The sequence below is a fragment of the Streptomyces sp. NBC_00212 genome (assembly GCF_045206365.1).
In the GTDB taxonomy this organism is placed as follows: Bacteria; Actinomycetota; Actinomycetes; order Streptomycetales; family Streptomycetaceae; genus Streptomyces.
Window position 1 is genome coordinate 1,367,866 of the sequence record NZ_CP108115.1, and the last position, 26,177, is coordinate 1,394,042.

At 70.0% G+C, this 26,177-nt stretch carries 25 protein-coding genes; 14 read left to right on the plus strand and 11 right to left on the minus strand.

All coding sequences use genetic code 11. The features are described 5' to 3' along the window. Positions 1 to 95: 95 nt before the first annotated feature. Both OHA17_RS06285 and OHA17_RS06290 read left to right on the plus strand, forming a co-directional pair. Positions 96 to 1,346 carry a cytochrome P450 gene (locus tag OHA17_RS06285; RefSeq protein ID WP_406504798.1) on the plus strand — a complete coding sequence of 417 codons (1,251 nt, stop codon included), beginning with the start codon at positions 96 to 98 and terminating at the stop codon, positions 1,344 to 1,346. Between the two features lie 121 nt (positions 1,347 to 1,467). Continuing rightward, a complete protein-coding gene (locus tag OHA17_RS06290) occupies positions 1,468 to 1,896 on the plus strand; it encodes a protein-tyrosine phosphatase family protein (protein WP_406504800.1) in 429 nt (142 codons plus the stop codon). A gap of 18 nt (positions 1,897 to 1,914) precedes the next feature. On the opposite strand, the gene uppS is transcribed toward OHA17_RS06290, so the two are convergent. Then, positions 1,915 to 2,700 carry a polyprenyl diphosphate synthase gene (uppS, locus tag OHA17_RS06295; RefSeq protein WP_406504802.1) on the minus strand — a complete coding sequence of 262 codons (786 nt, stop codon included), beginning with the start codon at positions 2,698 to 2,700 and terminating at the stop codon, positions 1,915 to 1,917. Positions 2,701 to 2,873: 173 nt separating this feature from the next. On the opposite strand from uppS, the gene OHA17_RS06300 reads away from it, so the two are divergent. The 3 genes from OHA17_RS06300 (at position 2,874) to OHA17_RS06310 (ending at position 6,553) form a co-directional block, all read left to right on the plus strand. Continuing rightward, positions 2,874 to 3,935 carry a methyltransferase domain-containing protein gene (locus OHA17_RS06300; protein WP_406504804.1) on the plus strand — a complete coding sequence of 354 codons (1,062 nt, stop codon included), beginning with the start codon at positions 2,874 to 2,876 and terminating at the stop codon, positions 3,933 to 3,935. Positions 3,936 to 4,013: 78 nt separating this feature from the next. Continuing rightward, positions 4,014 to 5,255, plus strand: coding sequence for an MFS transporter (locus OHA17_RS06305; RefSeq protein ID WP_406504805.1), 1,242 nt, complete (start codon positions 4,014 to 4,016; stop codon positions 5,253 to 5,255). A gap of 131 nt (positions 5,256 to 5,386) precedes the next feature. Then, positions 5,387 to 6,553 (plus strand): copper resistance D family protein, encoded by a 1,167-nt coding sequence (locus OHA17_RS06310; RefSeq protein WP_406504807.1) that lies wholly within the window; start codon positions 5,387 to 5,389, stop codon positions 6,551 to 6,553. Between the two features lie 120 nt (positions 6,554 to 6,673). On the opposite strand, the gene OHA17_RS06315 is transcribed toward OHA17_RS06310, so the two are convergent. The 3 genes from OHA17_RS06315 to OHA17_RS06325 form a co-directional block, all read right to left on the minus strand. Next, a complete protein-coding gene (locus OHA17_RS06315; RefSeq protein WP_406504809.1) occupies positions 6,674 to 7,378 on the minus strand; it encodes a rhomboid family intramembrane serine protease in 705 nt (234 codons plus the stop codon). 165 nt (positions 7,379 to 7,543) lie between these two features. Beyond that, positions 7,544 to 8,632: an alcohol dehydrogenase catalytic domain-containing protein gene (locus OHA17_RS06320; RefSeq protein WP_406510644.1), complete on the minus strand. Its 1,089-nt coding sequence runs from the start codon at positions 8,630 to 8,632 to the stop codon at positions 7,544 to 7,546. Positions 8,633 to 8,811: 179 nt separating this feature from the next. Next, the gene (locus OHA17_RS06325) at positions 8,812 to 9,210 is read right to left on the minus strand and encodes a VOC family protein (protein WP_406504811.1); all 399 of its coding nucleotides are present in this window, start codon (positions 9,208 to 9,210) and stop codon (positions 8,812 to 8,814) included. 96 nt (positions 9,211 to 9,306) lie between these two features. On the opposite strand from OHA17_RS06325, the gene OHA17_RS06330 reads away from it, so the two are divergent. Then, a complete protein-coding gene (locus tag OHA17_RS06330) occupies positions 9,307 to 10,317 on the plus strand; it encodes a helix-turn-helix transcriptional regulator (protein ID WP_406504813.1) in 1,011 nt (336 codons plus the stop codon). A 49-nt stretch (positions 10,318 to 10,366) separates the two neighbouring features. On the opposite strand, the gene OHA17_RS06335 is transcribed toward OHA17_RS06330, so the two are convergent. Beyond that, the gene (locus OHA17_RS06335) at positions 10,367 to 10,813 is read right to left on the minus strand and encodes an RICIN domain-containing protein (protein WP_398880110.1); all 447 of its coding nucleotides are present in this window, start codon (positions 10,811 to 10,813) and stop codon (positions 10,367 to 10,369) included. Between the two features lie 68 nt (positions 10,814 to 10,881). Next, on the minus strand, positions 10,882 to 11,346 hold the full coding sequence (locus OHA17_RS06340) for an RICIN domain-containing protein (protein ID WP_406504815.1): 465 nt from the start codon (positions 11,344 to 11,346) through the stop codon (positions 10,882 to 10,884). Positions 11,347 to 11,748: 402 nt separating this feature from the next. Between OHA17_RS06340 and OHA17_RS06345 the strand changes: the two genes are divergently transcribed. Next, the gene (locus tag OHA17_RS06345) at positions 11,749 to 12,270 is read left to right on the plus strand and encodes a putative immunity protein (protein WP_406504817.1); all 522 of its coding nucleotides are present in this window, start codon (positions 11,749 to 11,751) and stop codon (positions 12,268 to 12,270) included. A gap of 196 nt (positions 12,271 to 12,466) precedes the next feature. Next, positions 12,467 to 13,033 carry a GNAT family N-acetyltransferase gene (locus OHA17_RS06350; RefSeq protein WP_406504819.1) on the plus strand — a complete coding sequence of 189 codons (567 nt, stop codon included), beginning with the start codon at positions 12,467 to 12,469 and terminating at the stop codon, positions 13,031 to 13,033. Here OHA17_RS06350 and OHA17_RS06355 read toward each other — a convergent pair. Both OHA17_RS06355 and OHA17_RS06360 read right to left on the minus strand, forming a co-directional pair. After that, entirely contained in the window at positions 12,988 to 13,734 is a 747-nt protein-coding gene (locus OHA17_RS06355; RefSeq protein ID WP_406504821.1) for a class I SAM-dependent methyltransferase, read from the minus strand. The genes OHA17_RS06350 and OHA17_RS06355 overlap by 46 nt on opposite strands. Positions 13,735 to 13,875: 141 nt before the next feature. Next, on the minus strand, positions 13,876 to 14,799 hold the full coding sequence (locus OHA17_RS06360) for an alpha/beta hydrolase (RefSeq protein WP_406504823.1): 924 nt from the start codon (positions 14,797 to 14,799) through the stop codon (positions 13,876 to 13,878). Positions 14,800 to 14,841: 42 nt separating this feature from the next. On the opposite strand from OHA17_RS06360, the gene OHA17_RS06365 reads away from it, so the two are divergent. Beyond that, positions 14,842 to 15,312: a MarR family winged helix-turn-helix transcriptional regulator gene (locus OHA17_RS06365; RefSeq protein ID WP_398880098.1), complete on the plus strand. Its 471-nt coding sequence runs from the start codon at positions 14,842 to 14,844 to the stop codon at positions 15,310 to 15,312. Between the two features lie 71 nt (positions 15,313 to 15,383). Next, positions 15,384 to 16,121, plus strand: a complete 738-nt coding sequence (locus OHA17_RS06370) for an SAM-dependent methyltransferase (RefSeq protein ID WP_406504825.1) — start codon at positions 15,384 to 15,386, stop codon at positions 16,119 to 16,121. A 55-nt stretch (positions 16,122 to 16,176) separates the two neighbouring features. Here the strand turns inward: OHA17_RS06370 and OHA17_RS06375 are convergent, their stop codons facing one another. Beyond that, positions 16,177 to 16,671 (minus strand): hypothetical protein, encoded by a 495-nt coding sequence (locus OHA17_RS06375; RefSeq protein ID WP_406504827.1) that lies wholly within the window; start codon positions 16,669 to 16,671, stop codon positions 16,177 to 16,179. Positions 16,672 to 17,012: 341 nt separating this feature from the next. Between OHA17_RS06375 and OHA17_RS06380 the strand changes: the two genes are divergently transcribed. Further along, complete coding sequence (locus OHA17_RS06380) at positions 17,013 to 17,636, plus strand: RICIN domain-containing protein (RefSeq protein WP_406504829.1); 624 nt, start codon at positions 17,013 to 17,015, stop codon at positions 17,634 to 17,636. A 110-nt stretch (positions 17,637 to 17,746) separates the two neighbouring features. Beyond that, positions 17,747 to 18,592 carry a peptidoglycan-binding protein gene (locus tag OHA17_RS06385; RefSeq protein WP_406504831.1) on the plus strand — a complete coding sequence of 282 codons (846 nt, stop codon included), beginning with the start codon at positions 17,747 to 17,749 and terminating at the stop codon, positions 18,590 to 18,592. A 300-nt stretch (positions 18,593 to 18,892) separates the two neighbouring features. Here the strand turns inward: OHA17_RS06385 and OHA17_RS06390 are convergent, their stop codons facing one another. Next, positions 18,893 to 19,561, minus strand: a complete 669-nt coding sequence (locus OHA17_RS06390) for an antibiotic biosynthesis monooxygenase (protein WP_406504832.1) — start codon at positions 19,559 to 19,561, stop codon at positions 18,893 to 18,895. 380 nt (positions 19,562 to 19,941) lie between these two features. Here OHA17_RS06390 and OHA17_RS06395 point away from each other — a divergent pair, with 380 nt between their 5' ends. Further along, the gene (locus tag OHA17_RS06395; RefSeq protein WP_406504834.1) at positions 19,942 to 22,479 is read left to right on the plus strand and encodes a collagenase; all 2,538 of its coding nucleotides are present in this window, start codon (positions 19,942 to 19,944) and stop codon (positions 22,477 to 22,479) included. A gap of 244 nt (positions 22,480 to 22,723) precedes the next feature. Then, positions 22,724 to 23,938, plus strand: a complete 1,215-nt coding sequence (locus tag OHA17_RS06400) for a M20 family metallopeptidase (protein ID WP_406510645.1) — start codon at positions 22,724 to 22,726, stop codon at positions 23,936 to 23,938. 101 nt (positions 23,939 to 24,039) lie between these two features. On the opposite strand, the gene phsA is transcribed toward OHA17_RS06400, so the two are convergent. After that, positions 24,040 to 25,935: an O-aminophenol oxidase PhsA gene (gene phsA / locus OHA17_RS06405; RefSeq protein WP_406504836.1), complete on the minus strand. Its 1,896-nt coding sequence runs from the start codon at positions 25,933 to 25,935 to the stop codon at positions 24,040 to 24,042. Between the last annotated feature and the right edge of the window lie 242 nt (positions 25,936 to 26,177).

Consider the following 26,177-nt stretch of genomic DNA (forward strand, 5'->3'; position numbering starts at 1 on the left):
CGGCGCGGGCGAGGCACCACGACAACACGCCCGCTGCCGGCGTACCGGCAGCGCACCCCTTGGATCCCCGGCCTCTCGGATTGGAGAGCATCCAGATGACCACCCCTCCCACACCCACCTCCACGTCCACCGGGCCGAACATCCTGGACCCCGCACTCATCGCCGACCCGTACGGCGGCTTCGGCGCCCTGCGGGAACAGGCACCACTGGTGCTCGGCCGGAGCGCCGACACCACCCTCACGTGGTACGTCACGCGGTACGAGGACGTACGCGCCGTGCTCACCGATCCCCGGTTCGTCAACAACCCGGACGCGATGCCCGAATCGGAGGCGGCACAAAACCGGGCCCGGATGCTCGCCATGCTGGACATCCCGCGCGAGTTCTACCCGTACGTCAGCGAATCGGTGCTCGACATCGACGGTGAACGGCACGCCCGGGTAAGAGGGTTGGTGTCCCGCGCCTTCACGGTGCGCCGCGTCAACGAGCTGCGTCCGCGCGTCGAGGCGATCACTTCGGGGCTGCTCGACGGCCTCGGTGACGACGTCGACCTGATCTCCGCCTTCGCCTACCCGCTGCCGATCGCGGTGATCTGCGAGCTGGTCGGCGTCCCCGAGGCCGACCGCGAACTGTGGAGCACAGCGGGCTCGGCCCTCACGTCGATCGCCCCCGGGTCGAAGGGCACAGCCGCCCGCCAACTGGTCGACTACACCCACCAGTTGGTCGAGGCGCGGCGGGCGGAGCCGGCCGACGATCTGATCTCCGAACTGATCGGGACACGGGACGAGGACGGCGACGGCCTCTCGGACCTGGAACTGGTGACCATGGTCCTGGGGCTCGCGACGGCCGGTCACGAGACCACGGCGCACCTGATCGGCAACAGCGTGCTCGCCCTTCTCCGCCACCCGGAACAGTTGTCGACCCTCCGTCGCGACCCGGGCTTGTGGCCGTCGGCCGTCAACGAGTTGACGCGCTGGTGCGGATCGATCCTGATCACACAGGTGCGGTACGCGACCGAGGACGTCCGCATCGCCGGCCAGACGGTCAGGGCCGGCGAAGCGGTGCAGCCCATTCTCGCGTCGGCCAATCACGACCCGCGCGCGTTCGACCGGCCCGAGCGGCTCGACGTGTGCCGCCACCACGACGGGCGGGGCGACGGGCACATCGGGTTCGGCCTCGGCGCGCACTACTGCCTGGGGGCGGCGCTGGCCAAGCAGGAGTGCGAGGTGGCGCTGCGCGGCCTGTTCGCACGCTTCCCCCGGCTGCAACTCGTGGACCCCGAGCCGACATGGGCGCCCGTGCCGGGCCTGCGCCAGCTGGCGGCGCTGCCGGTCCGCCTGAACCGATGACACCGGCGACTCCGACGGGTGACATCGGCCTGAAGCGCAGTTCGATCAAATCCCGTCAACGCGCCGGACACTCAGGGTTGTTGGGCGCAAATTCACCTTTTGGAAAGGTTAGGCTCGCCCCATGAACACTACTTGGGAACCTACGGCGGAGGGCGTCTTACAACTGCCGTCGGGACTGCTCGTGCGCGGCCGTGGCCTGCGCAACCCCCTCCCGGACGGCCCGAAGCCCGAGTTCGCACTCCACCTGCGCGGCCGCCGGCCGGCGCCGGTCGAGTGGGATCACCAGTGGCTCCGCTGGCCGGACTTCTGGCTGCCGACCGACCGGCCCGCCTTCGCGCAGGCACTGCGCACCCTGCTGGCCCGGGCCGAGAAGGAGCGCGTGGAAGTGGCCTGCGGAGGCGGCTTCGGCCGCACGGGCACGGCCCTGGCCTGCCTCGCCGTCCTGGACGGCGTCCCCAACGCGGACGCGGTCGCCTACGTACGGGAACACTATTCGCACCGGGCGGTCGAAACGCCCTGGCAGCGGCGGTTCGTGGCGAATTTCCGGTAGGGCCGGGCCGGTCCCGGGTCAGGAGCCGTAGCGCCGCTGCCGGGCGGCGAAACTGCGGACGGCACGGAGGAAGTCGATCTCCCTGAAGGCGGGCCAGTACGTGTCGCAGAAGTAGAGCTCCGCGTAGGCGCTCTGCCACAGGAGGAAGTTGGACATCCGCTGCTCTCCGCTGGTGCGGATGACGAGGTCCGGGTCGGGCCGGCCGGCGGTGTACAAGTGGCGCGTGAGGTCGTCCGCGCTCAGGGTGTGGGCGACCTCGTCGAGGCCGCGACCGGCGGCGGCCTGTTCGTACAACAAGTCCCGTACGGCGTCGGTGACTTCCTGCCGTCCTCCGTATCCGATGGCCAGGGTCAAGTGCGCGCCGGTGGCGCACTCCCGCGTGGCTTCCACCGCCTTCTTGAGCGCGTGCGCGGTGGAATCGGGCAGGAGGTCGAGCGAGCCGGCGATGTGCAGCTGCCAGCGCGCGTCGGGGCGGGCGAGGTGTTCGGCCGCCATGGTCTCGATGACCTGCATGAGGAAGGCGACCTCGGCGTCACTGCGACCGGTGAGGTTCTCGGTGGAGCAGACGAACACGCTGACGTGCCGGATTCCCAGGAGTTCGCACCACGACAGCACTTCCTCGACATGGTCGGCCCCGTGCTTGTGCCCGAGGCCCGGGTGAGCCAGGCCCATCTGGCGTGCCCAGCGCCGGTTGCCGTCCATGATCAGACCGATGTGCCGGGGCAGCGGCCCGGAAGCGACCTGTTTGCGCAACTTCCTGGCATAGAGGGCGTAGAGGGGCCCGGAAAGTTTCGAAGGTTTCATGGCGTCCTTTCGCATGACCGGCGCGCGGCGGTCGGCTGGGTGCTCAAGGGCCAGGCCACTTCGAGCAGCCTCATGTGGCGAGTTCGCCGCCATCCGGCCCCTCGGGCATACTACGAGGCAATTAGCACGCGGCGCGTGTCATTGCAGCGTTCAGCCCGAGGGAGCAACCAGAAATGCAGACGACCGACGCCCAGTTGCTCGTCCTCTGCGTGCTCGCACGCGGCCCTCTGCACGGGTACGCCATCAACACCGCCGTCGAGGAACTGACCGGACAGCGCCTGGGACGGGGCAGCCTCTCCAGCGCCCTGACCCGGCTGGAGGGCAAGGAGCTGATCGATCCGCTCCCCGCCCGAGGTAGACAGCGTCCACTGCAACTGACCTCGGCGGGCCGCCAACTCCTTGAGCAGGAGCTGGAGTTCACGGCTCGTATCACCCGGCGCATGTTCGAGTCGGCCGTGCCCGACAGGGCCGACTACCAGGAGCGGCTGGCGACGACCGACGCCGCCCGCGCCTACAAGAACGTCATGCGCCGGGCGCTGGCCGCGCTGCCCGGACAGACCGTTCTGGATCTCGGCTGCGGCCCGGGGGGCAACCTGGAGACCCTGGCCGATGCAGTCACCTCTTCGGGCCGCGCACTCGGCGTCGACCACGACCCTCACATGGTGAAGCGCGCACGCACCCGCCTGGCCGAGCGCTCCCAGGTTTCCGTCCTGCAAGCAGACGCGCACGCGCTCCCCGCCGGGGACGCGAGCGTCGACCTCGCCTGGACCGACCGGACCCTCCAGCACGCGGCCGACCCCGACGGGGTGCTGGCCGAAGTGCACCGCGTGCTGCGCCCGGGCGGGCGGCTGGTCATGGCCGAGCCCGACTGGGAGTCCCTCGTCTTCGACCACCCGGATCCGGACGCCTCGCGCGCCTACACCCGCCACCTCGTGGACCGAATGGTCCGCAACGCCCTCATCGGACGCCAGCTCCCCCGGCGCGCCGCACGAGCCGGGTTCGACGTCGGCGAGGTCGTTCCCGTCACCTCGGTACTGCGGGACGCGCGCGAGGCCGACCGGATCCTGGGCCTGCGGCGCAACGCCCAACGGGCGGCGAAGGCCGGTTATCTCACCGCCGCATCGGCGCAAGGGTGGTTGGACGCACTCGCCCATGAGCCCTTTCTCGCGACGGTCACGTTGTACGTGGTGGTCGCCGACCGGCCTGCCCAGGCCCTGTCCGGCCAAGACGTATGACACGGACCCCTTGCCATAACGCGTAATAAGCAACAGGTTAAGGCAGTCCTTACTGCCGCCCATGAAACGGACCCTGCCGTGGCCTACCTGTTGCCGGAGCCAGGACCCCAACGCACCCTCGCCGCCTCGAACTTCGTCTACACCGTCGGCAGCGGTCTCTATCTGACCGCCGGGGTGCTCTACTTCACGCACGACCGTCACCTGCCGGCAGCCCAGGTGGGTCTCGGGCTCGGCATCGCAGGCCTCCTGTCGCTCGGGGTGGGCATCGCCGTGGGGCACCTCGCGGATCGGCTCGGCGCGCGCGGGGTGTACGCGACAGCCCTTGTCGTGCAGGCGCTGGCCACCGCCGGCTTCGTACTCGCGCACGGCTTCTGGCCGTTCGTGCTCGCGGTGTCCGTGGCCACCGGAGCGAAGGGGGCGGGAAATGCCGCGCGGGGTCCGCTCATCCGGCACCACGGCGGGGACCGGCCCCAGGCATTCCGTGCCTATCTGCGCGCCGTGACCAACATCGGCATCTCGCTGGGAGCCGTGCTGGCGGGGTGGGCCGTACAGGTCGGCACCCACAGCGCGTACCAGGTCCTCGTCCTCGGCAACGCCCTGGCCTTCGTGGCATCCGCGGCGGTCCTGCTGCTCCTGCCGCCGGTCGCGCCGGAGCCCGCCGCGAGCGGGCCTCGCTGGGCGGCCCTGCGAGACCGGCCCTACCTCGCGCTCACCTTCCTCGACGGGGTCATGGCGATCCAGTTCAAGGTGCTCACCGTGGCCATCCCGCTCTGGCTGGTCGCCGCCACCGCGGCCCCGCACTGGCTCATCTCGGGCACCATGCTGCTCAACACCGTCATCGTCATCGCGTTCCAGGTGCGTGCGAGCCGCAATGTCGACACCCCGGCCGGCGGCGCACTCGCGTACCGCCGCTCAGGCGTCGCCTTCCTCCTTTCCTGCGCACTCATCTCGCTGTCCGCCGGGATACCGGCCTGGGCGGCGGCAACTCTCCTGCTGGCAGCGGTAGTTGTGCACACGATCGGTGAACTGTGGCACGCCGCCGCGGGCTTCGAAGTCTCCTTCGCTCTCGCCCCCAAGCACGCCACCGGTCAGTACCTCGGCGTCTTCGGACTCGGCGCGGGCCTGGCCGAAGCCGCCGGTCCGGCCCTGCTGATCGCCCTGTGCATCAGCTGGGGCCGACCCGGCTGGTACGTCGTCGGAGCGCTGTTCGCCCTCGCCGGCCTTGCGGCACCTCTCGTCGTGAGGTGGGCACAGCGACACCAGCCGCCCGCCCCGCAGCCGCTCGCGAAATCCGCCGGGAAGCGGTCGGCCACGATCTGAGGAGATCCCCCCAACGCGCCCCCTCACCTCCGGGTGCAATTCCGACTCCCGAGGGCAAAGGCACACCTTCCCCGTCCGATCGGAGGACGATGTAACCCACCATCGAGATACTTAGGTTAGCCTCACCTCTCATGAATCTCGTTCACCTGGCCGCCTCGGCCGGCTACACCACGCCCCCGCTCTGGCGGATTCTCACGAAATCGGGCTATTTCGCAGGCCTGTGCGGGGCCATCGGCGCCACAGTGACGTACGCGGCGACAGTCCGCCCGGCACTGCGCGCGCCGGGGAACGAGCAAGGTGACGTCGACGTGCTGCGTCGGCGGTCGGCGACGTACCTGGCGTGGGCCGGGGTCGTGCTGCTGGTGACCGGGTACCTCCAGCTCGCCGGCCGCGTGGCCCGGGCCGGGAAGGGCATGCCCTTCGGCGAGGCGCTCGCGCCGGGGAACATCGGGGACTTCCTGCGCGCACCCGCGACGGAGGGCGCGTGGGTGGCCCAGGGAACGATCTACATCGTGCAGAACGTCGTCCTGGTACTGGCGGCCGCGGCGCTGATCGCGCTCTTCCTCCCCCGCGTTCGAAGACACCTCGACCCCCTCGCTCTCACCGCCCTCCCCCTCACGCTGGCGGTGTCGCTCGTCGCGGCCATACCCGCCACCGCGCCCAAGGACGCGGAGAAGGTGATCGACCTCGTATGCGACCAGGTCCACATCGTGAGCGGCACGGTGTGGATCGGCGGCCTGGTGGTCCTCGCCGTGCTCGCCACGGCCCGCGGCCGCCTCAGCGAGAGCGCCGGCGCGCTGTGGGCAGACCTGTGGCGCCGCTTCAGCCTTGTAGCCCTGATCTGCGTCGGCGCCGTGCTCACCTCCGGACTGTGGATGAGCTGGAAGCACGTCGGCGGCATCGGGCAGCTGTGGAGCACGAGTTACGGTCTCTTCCTGCTCATCAAGATCGCGTTGGTGCTCGGCATGGTCACGGCCGGAGGCGTCAACCAGTTCTGGCTGATGCCCCGCATCGCCCAGGCCCGCCGCGCCGACGCCAAGGCATCCCTCCTGTACCTGACGCTGCGTCACTTCCCTAAGGTCGTATGGGCCGAGGTCGCCCTGGGAATCGCCGTCCTGGCCGTGATCCCCTTCCTCAGCGGCTCGGCCCGCTCGGAGGCGGGCAGCGCGCCGGCCGTCACGAGCGGCAGCATCATCACGGTGGGCGCCGCCCTGGTCCTCACACTCGCGGCGTCCCTCTGCATCACGGCGAGGACGTCGGACGCCCTGGCCCGCCGCGGAGACCTGGCTGTGGCCTGATCCCGTACGGGGTGGTTGAACACCTGATGGGGCCGGCCGCCAGAAGGGACGGTCGGCCCCACGGAGTCGGTTGCAGAGCGGTCGAGTTGGTGTGGTTCCCCCTGGTACGGCCCGTCGCGCTCAGAGAAGCCCCAGATCGCGGAGTTCCTTGTGCAGGTCGGCGCGGCCCGAGTCCAGCGGATCGGAGGCGCGCCCCGCGCCCGACACGGCGGTGGGACGGCGACCGTCACGCAGCAGATAGGCACCGACCATGCCGCCGACCAACCCACCAAGGTGCGCCGGCCAGCTGACGCCGGGCGTGCCGGGGACGGCGACCGTCACCATGTACGCGAAGGACGCCGCCATCACCAGGCCGATGAGCGTGTCGACGAGCCGCCGGTCGAACAGGCCGCGCAGCACCACGTATCCGAAGTAGCCGAAGATCACGCCGCTGGCGCCCACCACGAGGGTGTCGCCGCCCTGGAAGAGCCAGACGGCGAGGCCGCTGGTCACCGCGACGAGCAGGGTCAGCCACAGGAAGCGGACGACACCGCGGTACGCCGCCAGGAACCCGAAGACGAACAGGGGCCCGGAATTGGCCTCGATGTGGTCCCAGCCGAAGTGCAGGAACGGCGCGGCCAGGATGGCCCCCAGCCGACTCGGGTCGTGCGGGACGACTCCGAAGTCCATGTCCAGGCGGTAGTCCGACAGCCAGTTGACGAGTTGCAGGGCCCAGACGGCCACCATGAATCCGAACATGACGAAGAACGCCTTGCGCGCCTCCGCGATCATCTCCTCGGCGCTCCGCTGCCCCGTCCGATCCCACCCCTGCAGCAGCCTGCCCACCGCATACGCCCCCTGTAGCCCTGTGCTCGAAACTCTAAAGAGGCATAGTAAACCCGCATGAAATGGCCCATGAACGGGTGACTCGGGCGGGCAACGGACGGCTCAGGCGGGCCAAGCTCCGAGCGCCGTGCTCCGGCCGCGACCCCGCCCGTCAGCGGCAGGTGGTCACCGCTGATCGGGCCGGAGCACGGTGGTCCTGAACGCACCCCCTTCGGCCGCAGCATGGGCGACGGCCTCATTGGCCTCGTCCAGAGCGAATTCCGCAACGTCGTACTCGGTCAGATCCAGGAGGCCGGACCTGATCAGTGCGATCAGTCGGGCGACGGCCCCCGCCGGGTACATCCACCGGCCCCGGACCGTGACGCTGTTCCGCATGAGCCACGGGTAGGGCAGGCGGAGGTCCTCGCCGCCCTGCATGCCCACGCCTCCCATCAGGACGACCCGGCCGAACTCGCGGACGGTCATCGCGGCGGTCCGTACCGGGGTCGGCCCGGCGCCGGGCGGGAGCAGGTCGAGTACGCAGTCGATGGCGCCCGGGGCCGCCCGGCGCATCCGTTCACCGTCCTCGTCCTCGTCACCGGTGAGCCGCACGGGCCGGACCCGTGGCCCGAAGCGGCGTACCAGGTCGTCAAGGACCTTCTCGTTGCGGCCGGGCGCCACCACACAGCCCGCCCCCATCGCCAGGGCGACGTGGACGGCCCCGCTGCCGAAGTAACCCGTCGCGCCGCTGACAAGGACCGTCTCGCCTGCCCCCAACTCCGCCGCGAGGAAGCCTCCGTACGGCACCAGGAGCGGTCCGAGTGCGCACCAGCGTCCGGCGTCCGCGGCGTCGATCGGGCCGATCGGGATCGCGTTCTCGGTCGGGATCAGCATCTGCTCGGCGAAGGGGCCGTGGCGGAAGTGCCGCTGCAGGCGCAGGCCGCCGTCACCGCGCGCGCTCAGGCCCTGGAGTGTGATGTCGGGAGTCCGCGCGTCGTCGCGCGAGCGCACGGTGGGATCGCAGAACACCCAGTCGCCGACGGTCAGCCGCGTCGCGTCGGGCCCGACCGCCCGCACCCTGCCGATCGCTCCGACCCCCGGCACGAGTGGCAGTTGGAGCAGGTACCCGCGCTCGCCGCTCAACACCTCGCCCATATAAGGGAGTACGGAACTTGCCACGACGTCGACCACCACCTCCCCCGTACCGAGGACCGGGTCCTGCAGTGTCTCGACCACCAGTGGTGATCCGAACGACTTGAGCAGTGCGGCCTTCATGGTCACGGCCCTTCCCTGGAGGTCTCTGGAGTGGGACCAGCGTGGCAAGTCCTCCCGCCCGCATCCAGGAGTGGGATCGTCCTAGGACTGCCAGGCCCCTGCCTCGGGCAGTGCTGTGACCGCATCGATTCGACGGGTTGGGGTCCGTTCCCGCCCGCGAGGCGAACGGGGAGGCCGATTCAGCCGGTGAGCCTCTCGATCGCGGCAGGTGTGACGGGGGTGAAGAAGTTCACGAGGTTGCCGTCGGGGTCGCGGAGGAGGAGTGAGCGGTTGCCCCACGGCATCGTGGTGGGCTCCTGGACGAACTCCTGGACGTGGGCGGTCAGGTTGCGCGCGACGTCGTCCACGTCGTCCACCCGGAATTCGAGGATGACGCTCCGGTTGTCGGCCGGGTGCGCGGCGCCCGGCGCGAACATCGGGACGGTACGGGTGCTGCCGATCGCGAGGGTGGCCGTGGCGGTCCTGAGTTCGGCGAAGTCCTCGGTGGACCAGCTCGCCCGCACGCCGGTCGCGCGCTCGTAGAAGTCGACGAGGCGGGTGATGTCATCCGTGATGACACGGATCGAGACGAAGTCCATGGGTGGTCTCCCTGGGTGAGTGTGTTGGGGCTTCCCGTCGCACGCTACGACCAATACCGGGCAGAACCCGCCCGGTATTCGCGAGAGACTCCGACCATGCCCCGACCCACCGCCCGCGTACTCGCCCTGCTGGAACTCCTGCAGTCGGGCGGCGTCCGCAACGTCGCCGAACTCGCCGATCAGCTCGCCGTGGACGAGCGCACGGTGCGGCGCTACGTCCAGCACCTCATCGATCTCGACGTGCCCGTCGAGTCGGTGCGCGGCCGGTACGGCGGCTACCGGCTGGCCTCCGGCTTCCGCATGCCTCCGCTCATGCTGAGCGACGACGAGGCGCTGGCCGTGCTCCTCGGTCTGGTCGCCGGTCAGCGGGCCGGCCTGATGACGAGCACCGGCGCGGCGAGCGAGACGGCGGCGGCCAAGGTCCGGCGGGTCCTGCCCGCGCGGCTCGGCCGCCGGCTCGACGCCGTGCTCGACTCGCTGGCCTTCACCGCCCCGCCCGGCGAGTCGGTCGCGCCCGAGAGCACGGTCCTGCTCACGATCGCCGACGCGGTGCGCCACCACCGGCCGGTCTCGATCCGGTACGCCGCCGCCGACGGCCGGCGCAGCGAGCGCACCCTGCACCCGTACGGGCTCGTCGCCCACTCGGGCAAGTGGTACGTGACCGGCACGGATACCGCGATCGGCGAGGACCGGACGTTCCGGCTCGACCGCGTCGCCGACGCGAGGACCCTGCCCGGCTCGTTCGTGCCGCCCGCCGGGATCGATCCGGCGCAACGCGTCCTGTCCGGGCTCGCCACGGCTCCGTACCGGCATGAGGTGACCCTGCGGATCCAGGGAACGGCCGAGCAGATCCGCGCCCGGCTGCCCGCCGGCCTCGCCGGCCTGGCGGAGTTGCCGCCCGCGAGCGGTCCGGTCGCGTCGGCCGGGCCCTGGTTCCGCGTCGAGCTGCGGGTGGAGCGGCTCGACTGGCTGCCGGGTGAACTCGCCGCGCTGGACCGGCCGTTCGTCATCGAGCGACCGGACGAACTCCGCGGTCTCGTCGCTGCCCTCGCCGACCGGCTGGCCGATTCAGCCCGACGGCTCGGCGGCGACGGGAGTCATCGATGACCCTCCGAAAGAGACCTCAGAGCGTTCGGCGGATCCTCCCGTCGGGCCCTCACGACCAGAGCTGGTAGACGTTCCCGTCGTTGCACTCGTGCGTGTAGACCTGATTCTTGTCGTTGGCGTCGAGGCATTCGCCGGTGGCCACGTTCTGCAGCTTCCAGCCGTCACCGGTGTTGAGCTCGCGCCAGCGCTGGTAGTCGTTCTGGCCGCTGCTGCAGGCCTCAACGTAGGCGTCGTGGTCGGTGTACCCGGCGAGGCAGGACCCGGGGACCTCCGCCAGCCGCTCGATCCAGACATTGCCTCCGACGTTGACGTCGTGCCACTTCGCGGCGCCGAACGAGCAGGGGTAGAGCCCCACGTTGTTCCAGCCGAAGTGGTGGTCCCACATGCCGGAGAGACAGCCCCCGCCGTTCTTGTGGTTCCACACGACGTCACCGTCCGCATGGGCCGCGGCGCTCGCCCCGACGACCAGGAGCGGCGCGACAAGTGCCGCCCCCAACACACGCCCAATACGCTGCCGAATCACTTCAGTTCCCTCTCGTTGTGGTGGTCTTGCGGCAGGTCGTCTCAGTACCAGAGCTGGTAGACGTTCCCGTCGTTGCACTCGTGCATGTAGACGGAGCTCCCGTTGCTGTCGAGGCATTCGCCGGTCTGCCGGTTCCGCAGCTTCCAGCCGTTACCGGTGTCGATCTCGTCCCAGCGCTGGTAGTTGTTGCCGCTGCAGGACTCCGCGTAGACGTCGTGGTCCGTGTAAGCCGTCATACAGAAGTTGGTCTTGCCCGAGACGGTCTCCAGCCAGCTTCCGTCGCCCTGGTGCACGTCGTGCCAGAAGGGGACGGTGTTGTGGCAGCTGTCGATTTCGACGTCGTCCGGCGTGCCGGCCCAGTTGTAGTGGGGCTCCAGGCACTTGTTGTCCGGCTTGTGGGTCCAGTGGACGTCCGAGTCGGCGTGAGCCGCCGCGCCGGTCGCCAGGACGAGGAGCGGAGCGAGCACCAGCGTTCCGACCGCCTGAGCTACGCGCTTGACACGCATGTCTGATCCCCCTGTTGCGGATGTCTACGGATTACGGTCCGGACTCACCCCGAGCCCGGACCAGGTGGGCGCCGGCTCCCGGCCTGACGACCCACTCCTCAACGGTATGCAGCCACCCACGGCCGAGCCGTACTCAAAGGTTCCCGGGAAACGTCCCGCCGTCATCCCACCTACCTGACCTGTGACTTGGGACACCGAGCACGCGCGTCCCCGGGACGTCCCGCGATGCCGCGCACGCCAACTCGCCGAGGGCGTAAGGGAATTACCATGTACACGAGCCATCGGGATGGGCCGCGGCGTACTGCGCGCCAGGCATCCGCACCCGGGACGGTTCCCGCCGTACACGGGTTGGCGGCCTGGGGCCTGATACCGCTTGAGCACCACAACCACCAGGATGTACGGGTGAACCAGGTGACCATCAGCGAAGAAGACCGCCGGGCGCTCGGACTCTGGGCCGCCGAGTGCGTGGAGCACGTGCTGCCCCTCTTCGAGGCGAAGGCTCCCTCGGATGCCCGCCCTCGCGAGGCGATCGCGGGCATCCGGGCCTTCGTACGCGAGGGGAAGCGGACCGGTCGGCTGCGAGCCGTGGCCTGGGCGGCTCTCGCAGCTGCCCGAGACGTGGACGACCCGGCCGCCACGGCCGCCGCCCGCGCCGCGGGCTACGCGGCGGCGACCCCGTACATCCACCCCTTGGCCACCCCGCACCAGTCGAGGCACGCGCTCGCGCCCGCGGTGTACGAAGCTCGCGCGAGCGAGCTGGCGGCGGGCGACGAGGCCGCGGTCGGTGACAAGGCGATCCGACGGGCGATCAGCCTCGCCCCACCGGAAGTCCGCGAACTGCTACGCCGCATGCCACCGCGCGGCCCCGGCCGCAGCCGCCTGGACACGCTCTACTACGAGCTGGATGCGGCCCTTCGCAGCTGAATGGGCGAACGTGACGGCGGGCCGGGGCATGGGCGTCCGTCGCCTGTTCCCCTCCCCAACGACTCGTGGCGAATGCCCAGTTGGTGCGGGTGCCGCGAGGGAGACCCTTCGCTGGTCAACTTCCGCAACGCAGCACCGCAGCCACCCCCGGAGCCCGTTGGGTCCTCCACCGATCCCGGCCCGTACCGTGAGCCGCATGGTGCGAGTGAGGGTCATGGACGACGCGGATGTCCCGGCGGTGGCCGAGATACGGGTGCGGGGCTGGCAGAAGGCGTACGCGGGCATCGTGCCCCGCTCCTACCTCGACGCGATGAGCACCGGGGAAACGGCCCGCAGGACACGGGAGCGGCTGGCCGACCCGGCGGGCACGACCACCGATCTGGTGGCTGTCACCGACGACGGCGAGATCCTCGGCTGGGTCGCCCATGGCCCGAACCCGGACGCCGGTTGGGCCCTGCACGCCCTCTACGTGCGCCCCGGCCGCATCGGCATGGGAGTAGGGCGGGCCCTTCTTGCCGCCGTCCACGAGGCCGTTGATCCCGGGGCCGGCGTCGAGCTGTGGGTCCTGCGGGACAACGCCCGTGCCCGCCGCTTCTACGAACTCGCCGGGTACGCCCCGGACGGCGCCGAGGAGCAGGAGGACTACGACGGAGTCCCCGTCACCGAACTCCGCTACCGGCGGGCACCTGCCAGGCCACCAGGACGTCCCATCAGCCGTCAGGCGCGGCAGCGCAGCATCTCGAAGGACGGGTTGGCCCGGTAGTCCGCCCAGAAGTCGGCGCCGTACGCGGCGATCCCGGCGGGCGACACCTCGGTCGGCACCCACGTGATCTCGCTGAACCCGGCCTTGGCCAGGCACGTTTCGAACACCTCGCGGCGCGCCAGGCCGGAGGTGAACGAGATCGGCGCGCCCTCAAGCAGTGCGGTGACCTTCACCCGGGGCCCGGTGCCGGCCTCTTCACCCGTCAGCTCGGTGAGGAACCCGTACGGGCGCGGCGACGGCCCGGAGAAGTCGTAGTCCGGCGTCTGGTGGAGCATGAAGAACTCTCCGCCGCTCTTCAGGCTCTGGTGCACCTTGCGACACAGGTGCTCGAACTCGGCGACGGTTTCGGCGTAGTTGAGCAGCATCACCGCGGTGGCCACGTCGAAGCGTTCCTCCGCCAGTGACAGGTCGGCCACGTCGCCGACCTGGTAGCGCACGCCCAGTGGGTCGGCCTGCTCGATGCCCGTCGCGGCGCCGATCATCTCGCCGGAGATGTCGACGCCGAACACGTCCGCCGCGCCGCGCCGCTTCAACTCACGGCTGTAGAAGCCGGTGCCGCAGGCCAGGTCGATCACCCTCTTGCCGGTGACGTCCCCGACCATGCCGAGGAAGCTGGGCGCTTCCACGTACTGGGCCAGCGGCAGGGCCTTGAACCCCTCGAACGCCTCGCCGATCTCGTCGTACGTCTCCTGCGCGCTCATCGAGCACTCCTCCCGTTGTGGTGTCCTGTCCCGGACACCGGCAGTCTCTCCACACTCGGCGGCAGGCCCGTACTGGCAGAAGCTACGAAAGATCAGGCTGTCGGGGCGGTGGTCACACGAACGCGGGGCCGTCGGCCGGTCTCACCCCGCAGCCATACTCGCAACGTCCGGCGTGCGGATGTGCTGGGTGAGGAAGAGGGCCGCGCGATCCAATGCCTCGTCGGCTTCGTCGAGGACACCGGCGAACGACTGGAACACATGGGGTACGTCGGCGGTGATGTCGAGGACGACGTCCACTCCGGCGGCCCTCGCGCGCGCGGCCATGCGCGTGGAGTCGTCCAGGAGCACTTCGTTGGTGCCCACTTGGAGGAGCATCGGCGGGAAACCGCTCAGGTCGGCCCGGATGGCCGGGCTGAGCATGGGGTGTTCCGGGTCCTGCCCCGCGAGGTACATGGCTCCGGTGTGCCCCAGCGATTCGCGGGTGAAGAACGGGTCGATGCCCGCTTTGGTGTCCATGCTCGCGCCCGTCCGGGTGGCGTCGAGTCCGGGCGAGAACGCGACGATCGCCGCAGGGAGGGGGAGGTTCGCGGCGCGGGCGGCAAGGCAGGTGGTGACGGCGAGCCCACCGCCGGCGGAGTCACCGGCGAACACGATGCCGGAAGGATCTTCGCCGCTGTCGAGCAACGCGCGGTACGCGCTCAGCGTGTCCTCGATCGCGGCCGGGAACGGGTGCTCGGGGGCGAGCCGGTAGTCCAACGAGTAGGCCCTGGCCCCGGTCTTGGCCACGAGGTTGCCCGTCAGCGACAGTGCGGTCTCGGGTGAACCGAACACGAAGCCGCCGCCGTGGAAGTACAGGATCGTCCCGGCGCGTGCGCCGTCGACCGGTTCGACCAGCAGTGCGGGGCGTGCGGCGAGCGTCGTGGCCGTGGTGCGGATTCCGTCCGGGACGATCATCGTGGCCATCATCGCCCTGAATCCCGCTCGCAGCGCCTCAACCGGTTGAGGACCCTCGGGTCGGGGCTGCCGCAGCATGGCGTCGATCATCGTGCGCTGTTCCTTGCTCATCCCAGGCCTCCATCGTAAGTAGCTGCCGCTACACTATATGCCGTGGCATACAAATCGAGCACTGCCGATCTCCCGGGCTTCTTCTCCGACCTCGTCCGTTGCGAGACACGCCTGTACAACGCCCTCAACGACCGCCTTCGCGAGCGGCACGGCATCGTCACGTCCCAGTTCGAGTTCCTGCGCCACCTCCGTGACCACCCCGGGTCCCGGGTGGCGGACCTCGCCACCGAGTTCGCGGTCGGCATCGGGGCGACCAGCAAGGGGGTCGACCGCCTGGAGAAGCAGGGCTGGGTCGTCCGGCAACGCAATCCATCGGATCGCCGGTCATCGCTGCTGGCGCTGACCGATGAGGGCCTGGAGCTGGTCGACGCGGCCGACCGCACCTTCACCGAGCGGCTGGCCGAGCTGATCGGCGGCGCTCTCGAAGGAACCCGCCTGACGGCCATGGCGCAGCCCCTCTCGGAGCTCCGTTCCGTACTGGAACGCGACCAGATCGGCATGCCCACGGGCTGAGAGGACCCGCAATCCAACTCCCGGGAACAAAAGGGGTGCGTACACCCTCCGCCCCCTGCCAGGCTCCCCCAATGAATCGTGAACAGATCTCCCGGCATGCCCACGCGGACCATCCGATCGCGGCCCCGCTCGACGACGACTCGGTACGTCAGCTGCTGGAACGCGGCGTCCCGCGCGCCGACGCCCGCGTACTCGACCTCGGCTGCGGCGGCGGGGAGTGGCTCCTGCGTGCCCTCACCGCGCACCCGCACCTACGGGCCGAAGGGGTGGACGTCTCCGAGAGCTCGCTGACCCACGCACGCGAGGCCGCGCAGCTCGCCGGCGTCCAACAGCGCCTCGTCCTCCATCAGGCCGATGCCGCGCGGTTCACCGCCCCACACGCCTTCGACCTGGTGCTCAGCGTCGGGGCCACGCATGCCTTCGGCGGCCTGCTCCCCACCCTCGCGGCGGCACGCGAGCACCTGGCTCCCGGCGGGCGCGTCCTGGTCGGCGAGGGATTCTGGCTGCGCGAGCCCTCCCCCGAGGCCGCCGAAATGCTGGGCGACCTCAGCGACCTGCCGACCACCCTGGACCACGTCGTCGCTGATGGCTGGACCCCCGTCCAGGCACACATCAGCACACGTCAGGAGCTCGACGCCTACGAATGGGCATGGACGGGATCCCTGGCCTCATGGGCCCTGGACCACCCGGACGACCCCGACAGCCCTCAGGCCCTGGCGGCAGCCACCACCCACCGCGACGAATGGCTGAAGGTGTACCGGGACGTCTTCGGCTTCGTATGCCTGATCCTGCGGCCGACGTCCGGGTGAGGCATGCCGAACGGGCACTTCGGCCCTGGGCAGCGGTACGTCACAGCCCCCGTCGTCAGCCGCGCACCGGCTGTTCGACATCGGGGCCGCCCCGGTGCGGTGTGGGAACGTACCCCTGCGCAGGGGCGGGGAGGGCATCGACGCACCGTGACGAGCAGGCGTTCACCAGCAGGGGCAGGGCGTCCGTCGCGACCCGCCGCGATGTCCACACCTGCCGAAGGGAGCCTCCTGCCACCGCCTGGTCACAGACGCTGCACGTGACTATCCCCGTGGCGCCCCACCCGTGGGGGTCGAGGTCGCCGAGATGCGGCTCGTCCACTGCCGCGCCCGTCGGCCTCAGCCGGGGAAACGGCGGCCGGTACTTGAAGTTGCCGTACAGCGACCGCGTACTCACCGTGCTCTCCCGCAGGTTGGCGCACCGCGTGATCTCGTAGGGAAACCAGTGCAGTCGGTGTGACGTGTACGGGCTGAACTCCTCCAGGCTTGTCATCGCCCCGATCTCGGGCGGGATGCGCACCAGGTTGCTGCCGTACAGCACCAAGTGCTTCACCGCCGTGAGCTTCGCGATGGTCGGCGGCAGCGTGACGATCCCCCGCCGCTCCCGGGGGGCTCAGTTCCACTAGGAGAGGACCGGCTGATCTTCGTCGCTCATGACGTCAAGATACGGAGTCACGAAGGCATCCACCCATGGGTTGGCCAACCTTGTTGGAGCTGTCCCCGCACCCGCCGGTCGAAGGCGGTCACTGGCGCTTGGCGGGCGCTCCGTCCCGGGATGTCCCGACATGGCTGTGGGACGGCAGTAACGGGCCGTGGGGCGGCAGTGAGTGGCCGCGGGACGGCAGTTCGGGGTTCACGGGACGGCTACGTTTCTCAGCGACGCCGTCCGACGCGGTGGACAGAGACCCGCGTCGTCGCAAGGCGCTATGTCCACTCTCGCAATTCATTCCGCGGGGCGGGTCCGACAGGACCCCCCTGCCACCGACACATCACGGGATCCTTCATGCGCATACGCACTGCCGCCCTGGCCACGGCCGCCGCAGCCACCCTCGGGACGGTGCTGACCGCCGCTCCGGCCCAGGCTGCCCCCGCTACAACATCTCGATCAACATCGCGGACGCCTTCTGCCTGGACATCCCGAACAGCAACCCCTACAACGGGCACGTTGTCCAGCAGTGGACGTGCAATGACAGCAACGCCCAGAAGTGGAACGTCCTCGACTCCGGCTCCCACTACTTCAAGGTCCAGAGCGCCGCGTGGCCGCAGTTTTGCCTCAACAACTGGAGCGGTGGTGGAGCCCAGGGCGATTACATCAAGCTCGACAACTGTGACAGCGTGGACAGCAACTTCAACACGGTCGGCGCCGACTTCGGCAATTACTGGCAGTTCCAGCCGATGAAGGCCTCGGCGAACTGCTTAAACATGTACGGCGGTCAGGCCCCGGGCGCCGTCATGCGCCTCTTCCCCTGCAGCGACACCGGCCCCAACTCGCGCTTCCGCCTGTATCCCATCTGGTGACAGCAGCGCCCGGACAGGCGGGCCGAACGGGCAACCGCGCCGAAATGGCTCTCCCCGGCATCGAATTCCCGCACCCATGACCCCGAGCCCCGCTCACCAGAAAGAGAAACATGGCGGACGACAAGGTCCTCGCTGCCCAGAAATGGGTCAACGCCACTTACGCGAACGTCCCCGGCTATGCGAAATGCCCCGAGGACGGGCGCACCGGCTGGTCGACGATGTTCTCGCTGACGATGGCGCTCCAGGCGGAGCTGGCCATGGCCCCGCTCGTCGCGAGCTTCGGCCCGGGCACGCTTTCCGAGCTCGCGAAGCGCGGCGACATCGGCCCGAACGAGTCGAACGTCAACATCAAGAAGATCATCGAGCACGCGCTGTTCTGCAAGGGCTACTGGGGCGGCGACGGCTCGGGATCGTATGGCGCCGCCACCGACAAGTCGGTCAGGGCGCTCAAGAACGACGCCGGTGTCGACGCTTCGAACGGCCTGGTGCAGCCCAAGATCTTCAAGGCGCTCCTGAGCATGGACGCGTACGTCTCGGTCACCGGCGGCACCGACACGGTCCGCGCGGTGCAGCGCTGGCTCAACAGCCGCTATGTCAACCGGTCGTCGTTCTTCATCGGTCCCGCCGACGGCGTCTACTCGCGTGACGTGCAGAAGTCGCTGATGAAGGCGATCCAGTACGAGCTCGGCATACCCGACGACCAGGCCACCGGAGCCTTCGGCCCCGGCACCCAGGCCGGTCTGAAGAACCATGCGGTGAAGGAAGGTGACTCGGGCATCTTCGTCCAGCTCTTCTCCGCCGCGTGTGTGTTCAACTCGCCGGTGGTCACGCGACGGCGACGGCCCGGGCCGTCGGCGGAGGCCCGGCCCCCGATCCCCCGCGCGGCCAACGGGCCCGCCCTCGCTCACCCGCCGAGCCCCGGCCCCGGCCTGCCGCAGGCGCCGCGATTTCGGTGACCGCCATACCTCCGCCCAACGGAAGCGCGCTCCCCTCCTGAATCGGCCGGATCCGGCCGACAGGACAAGGCAGTTCAGCGCGGGCTCGCGGCTCACTCGGGCGGCCGGGGTGCGGCGCGCTGCCGCGCCGGTACGAGACGACCGACCTCAGGTCGCGACTGGCGCGACTGGGGAGTTCATCGGACCGGGCGGCAGGGGGTGAGCCACACGGCGCACCGCCGCGGCTACCGCTCGCCCCAGCGGCCGCCGCCCCGGGACCGGTCGCCTGTCGAGGTTGGCGGCACCGCTGTCCGGAGTCGGCTACGCCCTGCCCGCGCCGTCAGAGCGCCCAGTCCCCGCTGAGCCCGCGCCGTCCGCACCGGCGCCCGGCCCGGCGACGGCGCCGAGCAGCCGGTAGGGCCGCGCACCGACAACGCCGTTCGCCTGGGTCACCGGTGCGTAGAGCAGGCCGTGTGCGCCGTCCTCGCTCACGAAGACGTGGGCGGCGCCCATGCCCAGGGGCGGAGCCGACCGGAGCCGGTCGGCGGTGGCCTCGGCCCATCGCTCGGCATGGGACGCCGGCTCACTCTCGGCGCGCGCGACGACGATCATGTCGGTCGTGTCGTCGCCGGTGCCGTCCGGTACTACGGTGTGCGCCAATCGGTAGCGGACCAGCCCAGGGCGCCTGATCCCCGGGACCTCACGGTCGATGCGGCTGACCACGTCAGCCCGGTGCTCGCGGACGAAGGCGAGGTGGGCCTCGTCGCTGGTCCACTGCGCGACACTGAGCAGCACACGCCCGTCCGCGCTGGCGAAGCAGCTGAGCTGCAGGAAAGCCTTGGGGCGAACGCTGGCCGAGAGCTCGCCCCACTCCCCAAGCAGCGCACGGCCCGCCCGGTCCTGCCGGTCCGGCGTGTCCACGATCCACTCGCTGATCAGCGTGGTCCCGGCGTCGGGCCGGGCCAGATCCGGCAGCTGATGCGTCGTCACACGAAACTCCTGTCGTCGCCCTGTGCCAAGCAGCATGGAACATCAAGCGCGGTTGAGGTCAAGCCGGAGCTCAGAACCCGAGTTGCCGCCCGCTCGGGCGATGTCCACGCGGCTCAGAAGGACCGTCAAGTCGCCCCCGTCTCCCAGGAATTGCCTCCGGTTTACCCGCACTCCCTTCACAAGCCATGTGACATATGCAATTTTACAGACCGTAGAACCAATGAACCAAGCCGCGTTCATGCCAATTGATCAGCACGACCCGCGGGTCACCCGGGTCCGCTCCGTCGCGTCCCGAGGTCGGGGGCGGCCGGGCGGGCCAGGCCCGCGGTACCCCCACCCGCCGCGCGCCGGAGCGCGGCCACACCGCTGGGAGGCGGCACGTGAACACCCGACCGGACAGCCAGAGACGAAGTCTCACCGGCTTCCTGATACTTGCCCTCGCGCTCTGCCTCGGCATCGCCATGCTCGCCCAACCAGGCCGGGCCGCAGCCGCGGACGGCCACCCGGGGCCGGCCACTCCGTCCGCCAAGAACGGCAAGACCCAGGCCGCGCCGCCGCCCGTCGGCTCGACGGCCGCCATGTCCGACCGTTCCGACGCCCGCCGCAGCCCGATCGACGCCGCTCACCTTCCTCCGAACAGGCCGTTGACCTCGCCGACCCCGCAGAAGTCGAAGAGCAACGCGGCCAAGGGCGCCGCCGCGGCGTCCTGTACCCCGGGCGACTTCGGCAGCCGGACCGGGGCCGACCTGGTCGCGTTCGTCCAGGCGTCGACCACCGACTGCGTCAACACGCTGTTCAGCCTCACCGGGACCAACGCCTACAACGCGTTCCGCGAGGCGCAGATGGTCACCATCGCGGGCGCCCTGCAGAACACGGCGCGCACCTACCCGGGTGACAACTCCACCAACGTGTGGCAGCTCGTGCTGTTTCTGCGTGCCGGGTACTACGTGCAGTCCAACAACGCCTCCGACGTCGGCCCCTACGGCCCGACCCTGGCCACCGCCAGTGAGGCCGCCCTGGACACCTTCACCGCGTCCTCGCACTTCATGGACGTCAGCGCGGCCAACGGCGACATCATGGGCGAGGTCCTGATCCTCACCGACAGCGCCAACGAGCAGGCCCGCTACCTGAATACGTACAAGAAGGTGCTCAACGCCTACAACAGCTCCTACGACGCGTACTGGAGCATGGACACCGCCGTCAACGACGTGTTCACCCCGCTTTTCCGCGGCCACTGGAACCCCGCGTACATCTCGGCGGTGACCGCCGACCCGAGCATCATCGACACGCTGAGCACGTTCACGCTGAGCCACCTCGCCAAGCTCAACGACACGTGGTTCTACCTGGATTCCAACGCGGGTACGGAGATGGCCCGCTTCCTCGACACCCCCGCGCTCCAGGCCAAGGTGCGTCCGCTGGTCAAGGGCCTCCTCGGCGCGTCCGCCATCACGGGCTCGACCGCGCCGCTGTGGGTCGGGGTCGCCGCGATGACCGACGCCAACGACAAGGCCCAGTGCTCGTACTACGGCACCTGTGACTTCGTCGGCCAGCTCACCAAGGCCGCGCTGCCGATCACGTACAACTGCGACGCCGACCACACCTTCCGCGCCCAGTCCCTGACCGACGCGGCCCTCACCGCCGCCTGCACCAGCGTCAAGGGCCAGGACGCGTACTTCCACAGCATCGTCAAGGACAACGGCCCGGTGGCCGACGACCACAACACCAACATCCAGATCGTGACGTTCGCCAGCCCGAAGGACTACCAGACGTACTCCGGCTGGATCTTCGGCAACAGCACCAACAACGGCGGCGAGTACCTGGAGGGCACCCCCTCCGACCCGGCCAACCAGGCTCGTTTCCTCTCCTACGTGAAGAGCGTCAACGACGGCTTCCCCGGCGACATCTGGAACCTGAACCACGAGTACACGCACTACCTCGACGGCCGCTACGACATGGCCGGTGACTTCAACGCCGGGCAGGTCGTCCCGGACATCTGGTGGATCGAGGGCTTCGCCGAGTACGTCTCGTACAGCTACCGCGGCCTGCCCGACACCGAGGCGATCTCCGACGCCGCCCAGCACACCTACCCGCTGAGCACGTTGTGGCAGAGCTCGTACTCCAACTCCGACCAGACCCGCACCTATCCGTGGGGCTACCTCGCCACCCGCTACATGGTCGAGAAGCACCCGGCGGACGTCCAGAACATGCTGGCCAAGTTCCGCTCCGGCGACTACGCCGGCGCGTACGCCGTCTACAACACCGGCATCGGCACCCGCTACGACGCCGACTTCAACACCTGGCTCGACGCCTGCGCCGCCGGCGCCTGCGGTGTCACGAGCGGCGGCCCGGCCGCGGCCTTCGACGCCACCGTCTCGGGCCTGTCGGTGAACCTGACCGACAAGTCGACCGACGCGGGCAGCACCATCACCGCCCGTGCGTGGGACTTCGGCGACGGTACGACCTCCACGGCCACCAACCCGTCGAAGACCTACAAGGCCCCCGGCACGTACACGATCACCCTGAAGGTCACGGACGCGAAGGGCCTGACCAACACCACCACCAAGTCCGTCGCGGTGACCGGCGCCCTGCCCACCTGCACGAACGCCGACCCCCGGGTCATGGACCGGAACTGCTCCCGCTCCGGCCGCGCGGCCACGGCGGGCAACCTGGACTACATGTTCCTGTACCTGCCGGCCGGAACGGTGACCCTGCACATCACCACCACCGGCGGCACCGGCAACGCCGACCTCTACTACAACCCGAGCAACTGGGCGACCAACACGTCCTACACGGCCCGTTCGATCAAGGCCGGCAACACCGAGAGCATCACCGTCACCAACAAGACCGCCGGATACCGGTACCTCAGCCTGTACGCGAAGACCGCGTTCAGCGGGGTAACGGTCACGACGGCCTACTGATCCCGGCCTACTGATCCCGCTCGGTGCCGGTCCGCGGAAACGGGCCGGCACCGAGCCGCGTCCAGGAGCCGGTGGGGCTGTCCCCACCCCTGCGTGGTGGTCAGCCGGATGGGCAGCGGGGTCTGCGTGCGGCGATCGTGTCGTGACAGGAATTCCGCACGAAGGGGGAACAGTGAAGCATCCCGTGAAGCACGCTTTCGCTCGCCGTACGGTGCTGGCCGGCGCAGCGGCAGCAAGTGCCGCAATGGTGTGGGGTACTGCCGGGAGGGCCGTCGCCGATGGGCGGACGGGGCCAGTGGAGCAGGGATCGGTGGACGCCGAGGTGGCTCGCCTGGAGCGCGGGCTGGTCGCGCTGCGGCGGGACATCCACCAGCACCCCGAGCTGCCGGGTCAGGAGCAGCGTACCGCCGGTGTGGTGGCCCGAGAGCTGCGAGCGGCCGGCCTGGAGGTCACCACCGGGGTGGGCGGCAACGGCGTTGTCGGCGTGCTGCGGGGCTCGCGTCCGGGCCGGACCGTCGCGTATCGCGCGGACATGGACGCGGTGCCGCCCCAGGACATCGTTGGGGGCGGCCCGGCGGCGGCCCACGTCTGCGGGCACGACATCCACACCACCGTGGCGGTCGGCGTCGCGCAGGTCCTGGCGCGGCTGCGCCGGCAACTGGGCGGAACGGTGGTGTTCGTCTTCCAGCCTGCCGAGGAGAGCCTGTCCGGGGCGCGAGCGATGATCGACGCGGGCGTGCTGGAGCGCACCCGCGTCGAGGAGATCCACGCGCTGCACTGCGGGCCGTTCCCCGTCGGCCAGTTCGCCGTGGCCCCGGGCTTCGGGCTGCCGGGCCAGGACAAGGCGGAGGTGACTCTCTCCGGACCGGACGCGCCCGACGCGGCGCGGCGGATGGCTGCCGAGATCGGCGCGCTCTCGACCGTGACACCGCCACAGACGCCCGCGGACATCGAGCGGCTCATCGCCGACGCCCAGACACCCGACGGACCGCTGGCACGGTTCGTGACCGTCCGGGCCAGGGCGCAGGAGGCCAAGGTGAGCGTGTCCTACCGCTGCTGGCCGCAGGAGCGGTACACGGAGGTACGCCAGGACATCCGCCGCCTCGCCTCCTCATACCCGGAGGCCGAGGTGAGCTTCCCCGCCGACCCGTTCCCCGCCATGGTCTGCCCAGAACGCGACGCCCGCACGCTCGCCCACCACCTGCGCCACACACGGGGCCGGGACGCGGTCACCGTGCTCCATGCCGCCTTCCCTCCCTTCAGCGGCGAGGACTTCGCCCTCTACTTGGACCGTGTCCCGGGCACGTTCACCTTCCTCGGCGTCCGTGCTCCCGGCGCACCCATCACAACGGCCTACCCGCACTACCCCGACTTCGCCCCGGATGAGCGCGCCATCGGCGTCGGCGTACGGGCGATGACCGGCTGGCTCGCGGAGCGAACCACAGGGCGCGGAGCCTGACCGCGACGCGCATCCCAACAGAGGCCGGGGAGGCTCCTGTTGGGGTGCGCTCTGGCAGGCAGGTCTCCACCCGTGCTGATGGAGAAGGGTGTTGCCCCCGTTCAGCCGGTGTGCCCCTCGTGGCCGCCGTGTCCGGCTCCGTGGTCGAACGCCATCGCCTCCTTGGGCATGACGACGAACGGCCGCATCATTCCCATGTCCTCGTGCTCCAGCAGATGGCAGTGGTACATGAACCGCCCGTACGCCCCCTCGAACCGGCCCATCACGCGCAGAACCTGACCACCGGGCACCCGGAACACGTCCTTGTAGCCACGCTCGTTCGGCGCGAGAGGTATCTGCCGCTGCGGGTCGAACGCCACGGGAGTGCGTGTGCCGCCCACCGTCGGGTCGAACCCCGACACATCGTACGGATCGCGGCCGAGCAGCTGGAAATCGGCCAGGTGGATGTGCATCGGGTGCGTGACGGGCGGGTTCACCGCGAGGTTGAGGAAGCTCCACTGCTCATAGGCGCCCTCGGCGATCGTGAAGCCCAGGCCGTCGTTGAAGGTGCGCGCGATGCGGCGGTACGTCTTGGTCGCGCCGTCCGCGCCGCGCACCTGGATGACGCCGTCGGCCGGCAGCCGCAGGTCCCCGGTGTCCTGGACCTCGGCCATCTCCCAGATCTCGGGGTGCCCGCCGCCACCCTTCGTGCCGGGCGGGGTCAGCACGACGAGGCGGTGGCCGTGCTCGACGTCGTGCGTGATCCTGCGGAACGAACCGGACAGGACGCTCGGCAGCTCGAAGCCGTCGCCCTCGCCCGGCTCCCCCGGGTCCTCGCACGTGCCGACGCGGAACTCCATGACCTGCGGATAGCGCACGTCCCCCGCCACGTCGGGCACGCCCGGTGCCGCGTTCGGCCCCTTGTTGACGAAGCGGACGGCCCGGCCCGCCAGCGCCCGGAAGTCGATGAGGAGGTCCATCCTCTCGGCCGGGGCAATGGTGAGCGTGGGCAGGTCCTGGTCGAAGTCGACGGACACGGGGCTCGGCATGAGCCCCCCGTCGCTGCCGATCTGGTGGAGGACGCCCGGGACCGGCCGGTCGTCCTCGTCGACGAGCACCAGGTCGTAGATCCGGGCGTTGGACGCGTTGACCAGCCGGAAGCGGTACCAGCCGGGGTCCACGTCGGCGTACGGCCAGATGCGGCCGTTGACCGTCGTGTACGGGCCGGTGAAGGGCAGCGTCACCGGCTTGCCCGTCTCGGCGTTCTTCGGGTCGACGACGACCGTCTTGTGCAGCAGCCGGCCGGTGAGCCGGCCGTCGTCGTCCGTGTCCAGATTGCGGTCGGCCAGCAGAAGCGGTATCTCCCGCTCACCGGACGGGAGTTGGAGCGCGTCCTCCTCGTCGTCCCTCACCAGGTACGTGCCGTACAGACCCGTGTGGACGTTCCACCGGGTGATGTTCATCGCGTGGTCGTGGTACCACCACTGCACCGCCCGGTGGTCGTTCGGGTACTCCGAGAGCTGGGCATCGCCGTACCCCACGGCATTGTCCGCCCAGCCGTCGTTGCCGCCACCGGTACGGGCGCCGTGCAGGTGCGTCACCGTCCAGGCCGGCAGCGCCGCGACGCCCTTGTTGGGCTCCGCGCCGCCGCGCCCCGGCTCGGTGGACGGCGAGGGCGTGGCCGGCGGAACCTCGACGGAGGTGACGGGATACTCACTGCCCTTCGGGACGCGGTTGGTCCACGCGATGCGCACCCTCTGTCCGCGCCGCACCTCAATGGTGGGTCCCGGCACGTGCCCCTCGTACCCCCACATCAGAGTGGGCGGCAGCTGCGGATGCAGCCTCACCCACGTCGGCCGTACGGCGATCGCGGTCTCCTCGCGTACGTCACCGGAGGCGGGGCGCAGCACCGGCGGGACGGGCAACTGCGCGATGTACGGCGTCAGTTCACCGTCCTTCGGGGTCGGTGACGCCTCGCCGGTCAGCCGGTCCGCGATGCGTTCGATGATGTCGGTCAAGATGGAACACCCCCGTGTTCTCGTCTCGTGCACCGCCGCGCAGGTCAATGCGCGCGGTGACCCCCATTGGGCGGCCAGGTCAACGGCCACCCACATCACTAGACGTCCGGCGCACCACGAAAGTTCACTGAATCCCTCATTCCGCACTAAAAGCCCGCGGAGTCGCGCGGCATCGGCTCCGGGCGTTCGACCGGACGAGGGTGATGGGGGTCACAGTCGTGCGGTGTCACGGTCTCGGGTCG

Bases quoted from the DNA above. Each gene is read 5' to 3' on its own strand.
- OHA17_RS06285 (WP_406504798.1), top strand. From the start codon at position 96: ATGACCACCCCTCCCACACCCACCTCCACGTCCACCGGGCCGAACATC.
- OHA17_RS06290 (WP_406504800.1), top strand. From the start codon at position 1,468: ATGAACACTACTTGGGAACCTACGGCGGAGGGCGTCTTACAACTGCCG.
- uppS (WP_406504802.1), bottom strand. From the start codon at position 2,700: ATGAAACCTTCGAAACTTTCCGGGCCCCTCTACGCCCTCTATGCCAGG.
- OHA17_RS06300 (WP_406504804.1), top strand. From the start codon at position 2,874: ATGCAGACGACCGACGCCCAGTTGCTCGTCCTCTGCGTGCTCGCACGC.
- OHA17_RS06310 (WP_406504807.1), top strand. From the start codon at position 5,387: ATGAATCTCGTTCACCTGGCCGCCTCGGCCGGCTACACCACGCCCCCG.
- OHA17_RS06320 (WP_406510644.1), bottom strand. From the start codon at position 8,632: ATGAAGGCCGCACTGCTCAAGTCGTTCGGATCACCACTGGTGGTCGAG.
- OHA17_RS06325 (WP_406504811.1), bottom strand. From the start codon at position 9,210: ATGGACTTCGTCTCGATCCGTGTCATCACGGATGACATCACCCGCCTC.
- OHA17_RS06330 (WP_406504813.1), top strand. From the start codon at position 9,307: ATGCCCCGACCCACCGCCCGCGTACTCGCCCTGCTGGAACTCCTGCAG.
- OHA17_RS06340 (WP_406504815.1), bottom strand. From the start codon at position 11,346: ATGCGTGTCAAGCGCGTAGCTCAGGCGGTCGGAACGCTGGTGCTCGCT.
- OHA17_RS06350 (WP_406504819.1), top strand. From the start codon at position 12,467: ATGGTGCGAGTGAGGGTCATGGACGACGCGGATGTCCCGGCGGTGGCC.
- OHA17_RS06355 (WP_406504821.1), bottom strand. From the start codon at position 13,734: ATGAGCGCGCAGGAGACGTACGACGAGATCGGCGAGGCGTTCGAGGGG.
- OHA17_RS06360 (WP_406504823.1), bottom strand. From the start codon at position 14,799: ATGAGCAAGGAACAGCGCACGATGATCGACGCCATGCTGCGGCAGCCC.
- OHA17_RS06370 (WP_406504825.1), top strand. From the start codon at position 15,384: ATGAATCGTGAACAGATCTCCCGGCATGCCCACGCGGACCATCCGATC.
- OHA17_RS06385 (WP_406504831.1), top strand. From the start codon at position 17,747: ATGGCGGACGACAAGGTCCTCGCTGCCCAGAAATGGGTCAACGCCACT.
- OHA17_RS06400 (WP_406510645.1), top strand. From the start codon at position 22,724: ATGGTGTGGGGTACTGCCGGGAGGGCCGTCGCCGATGGGCGGACGGGG.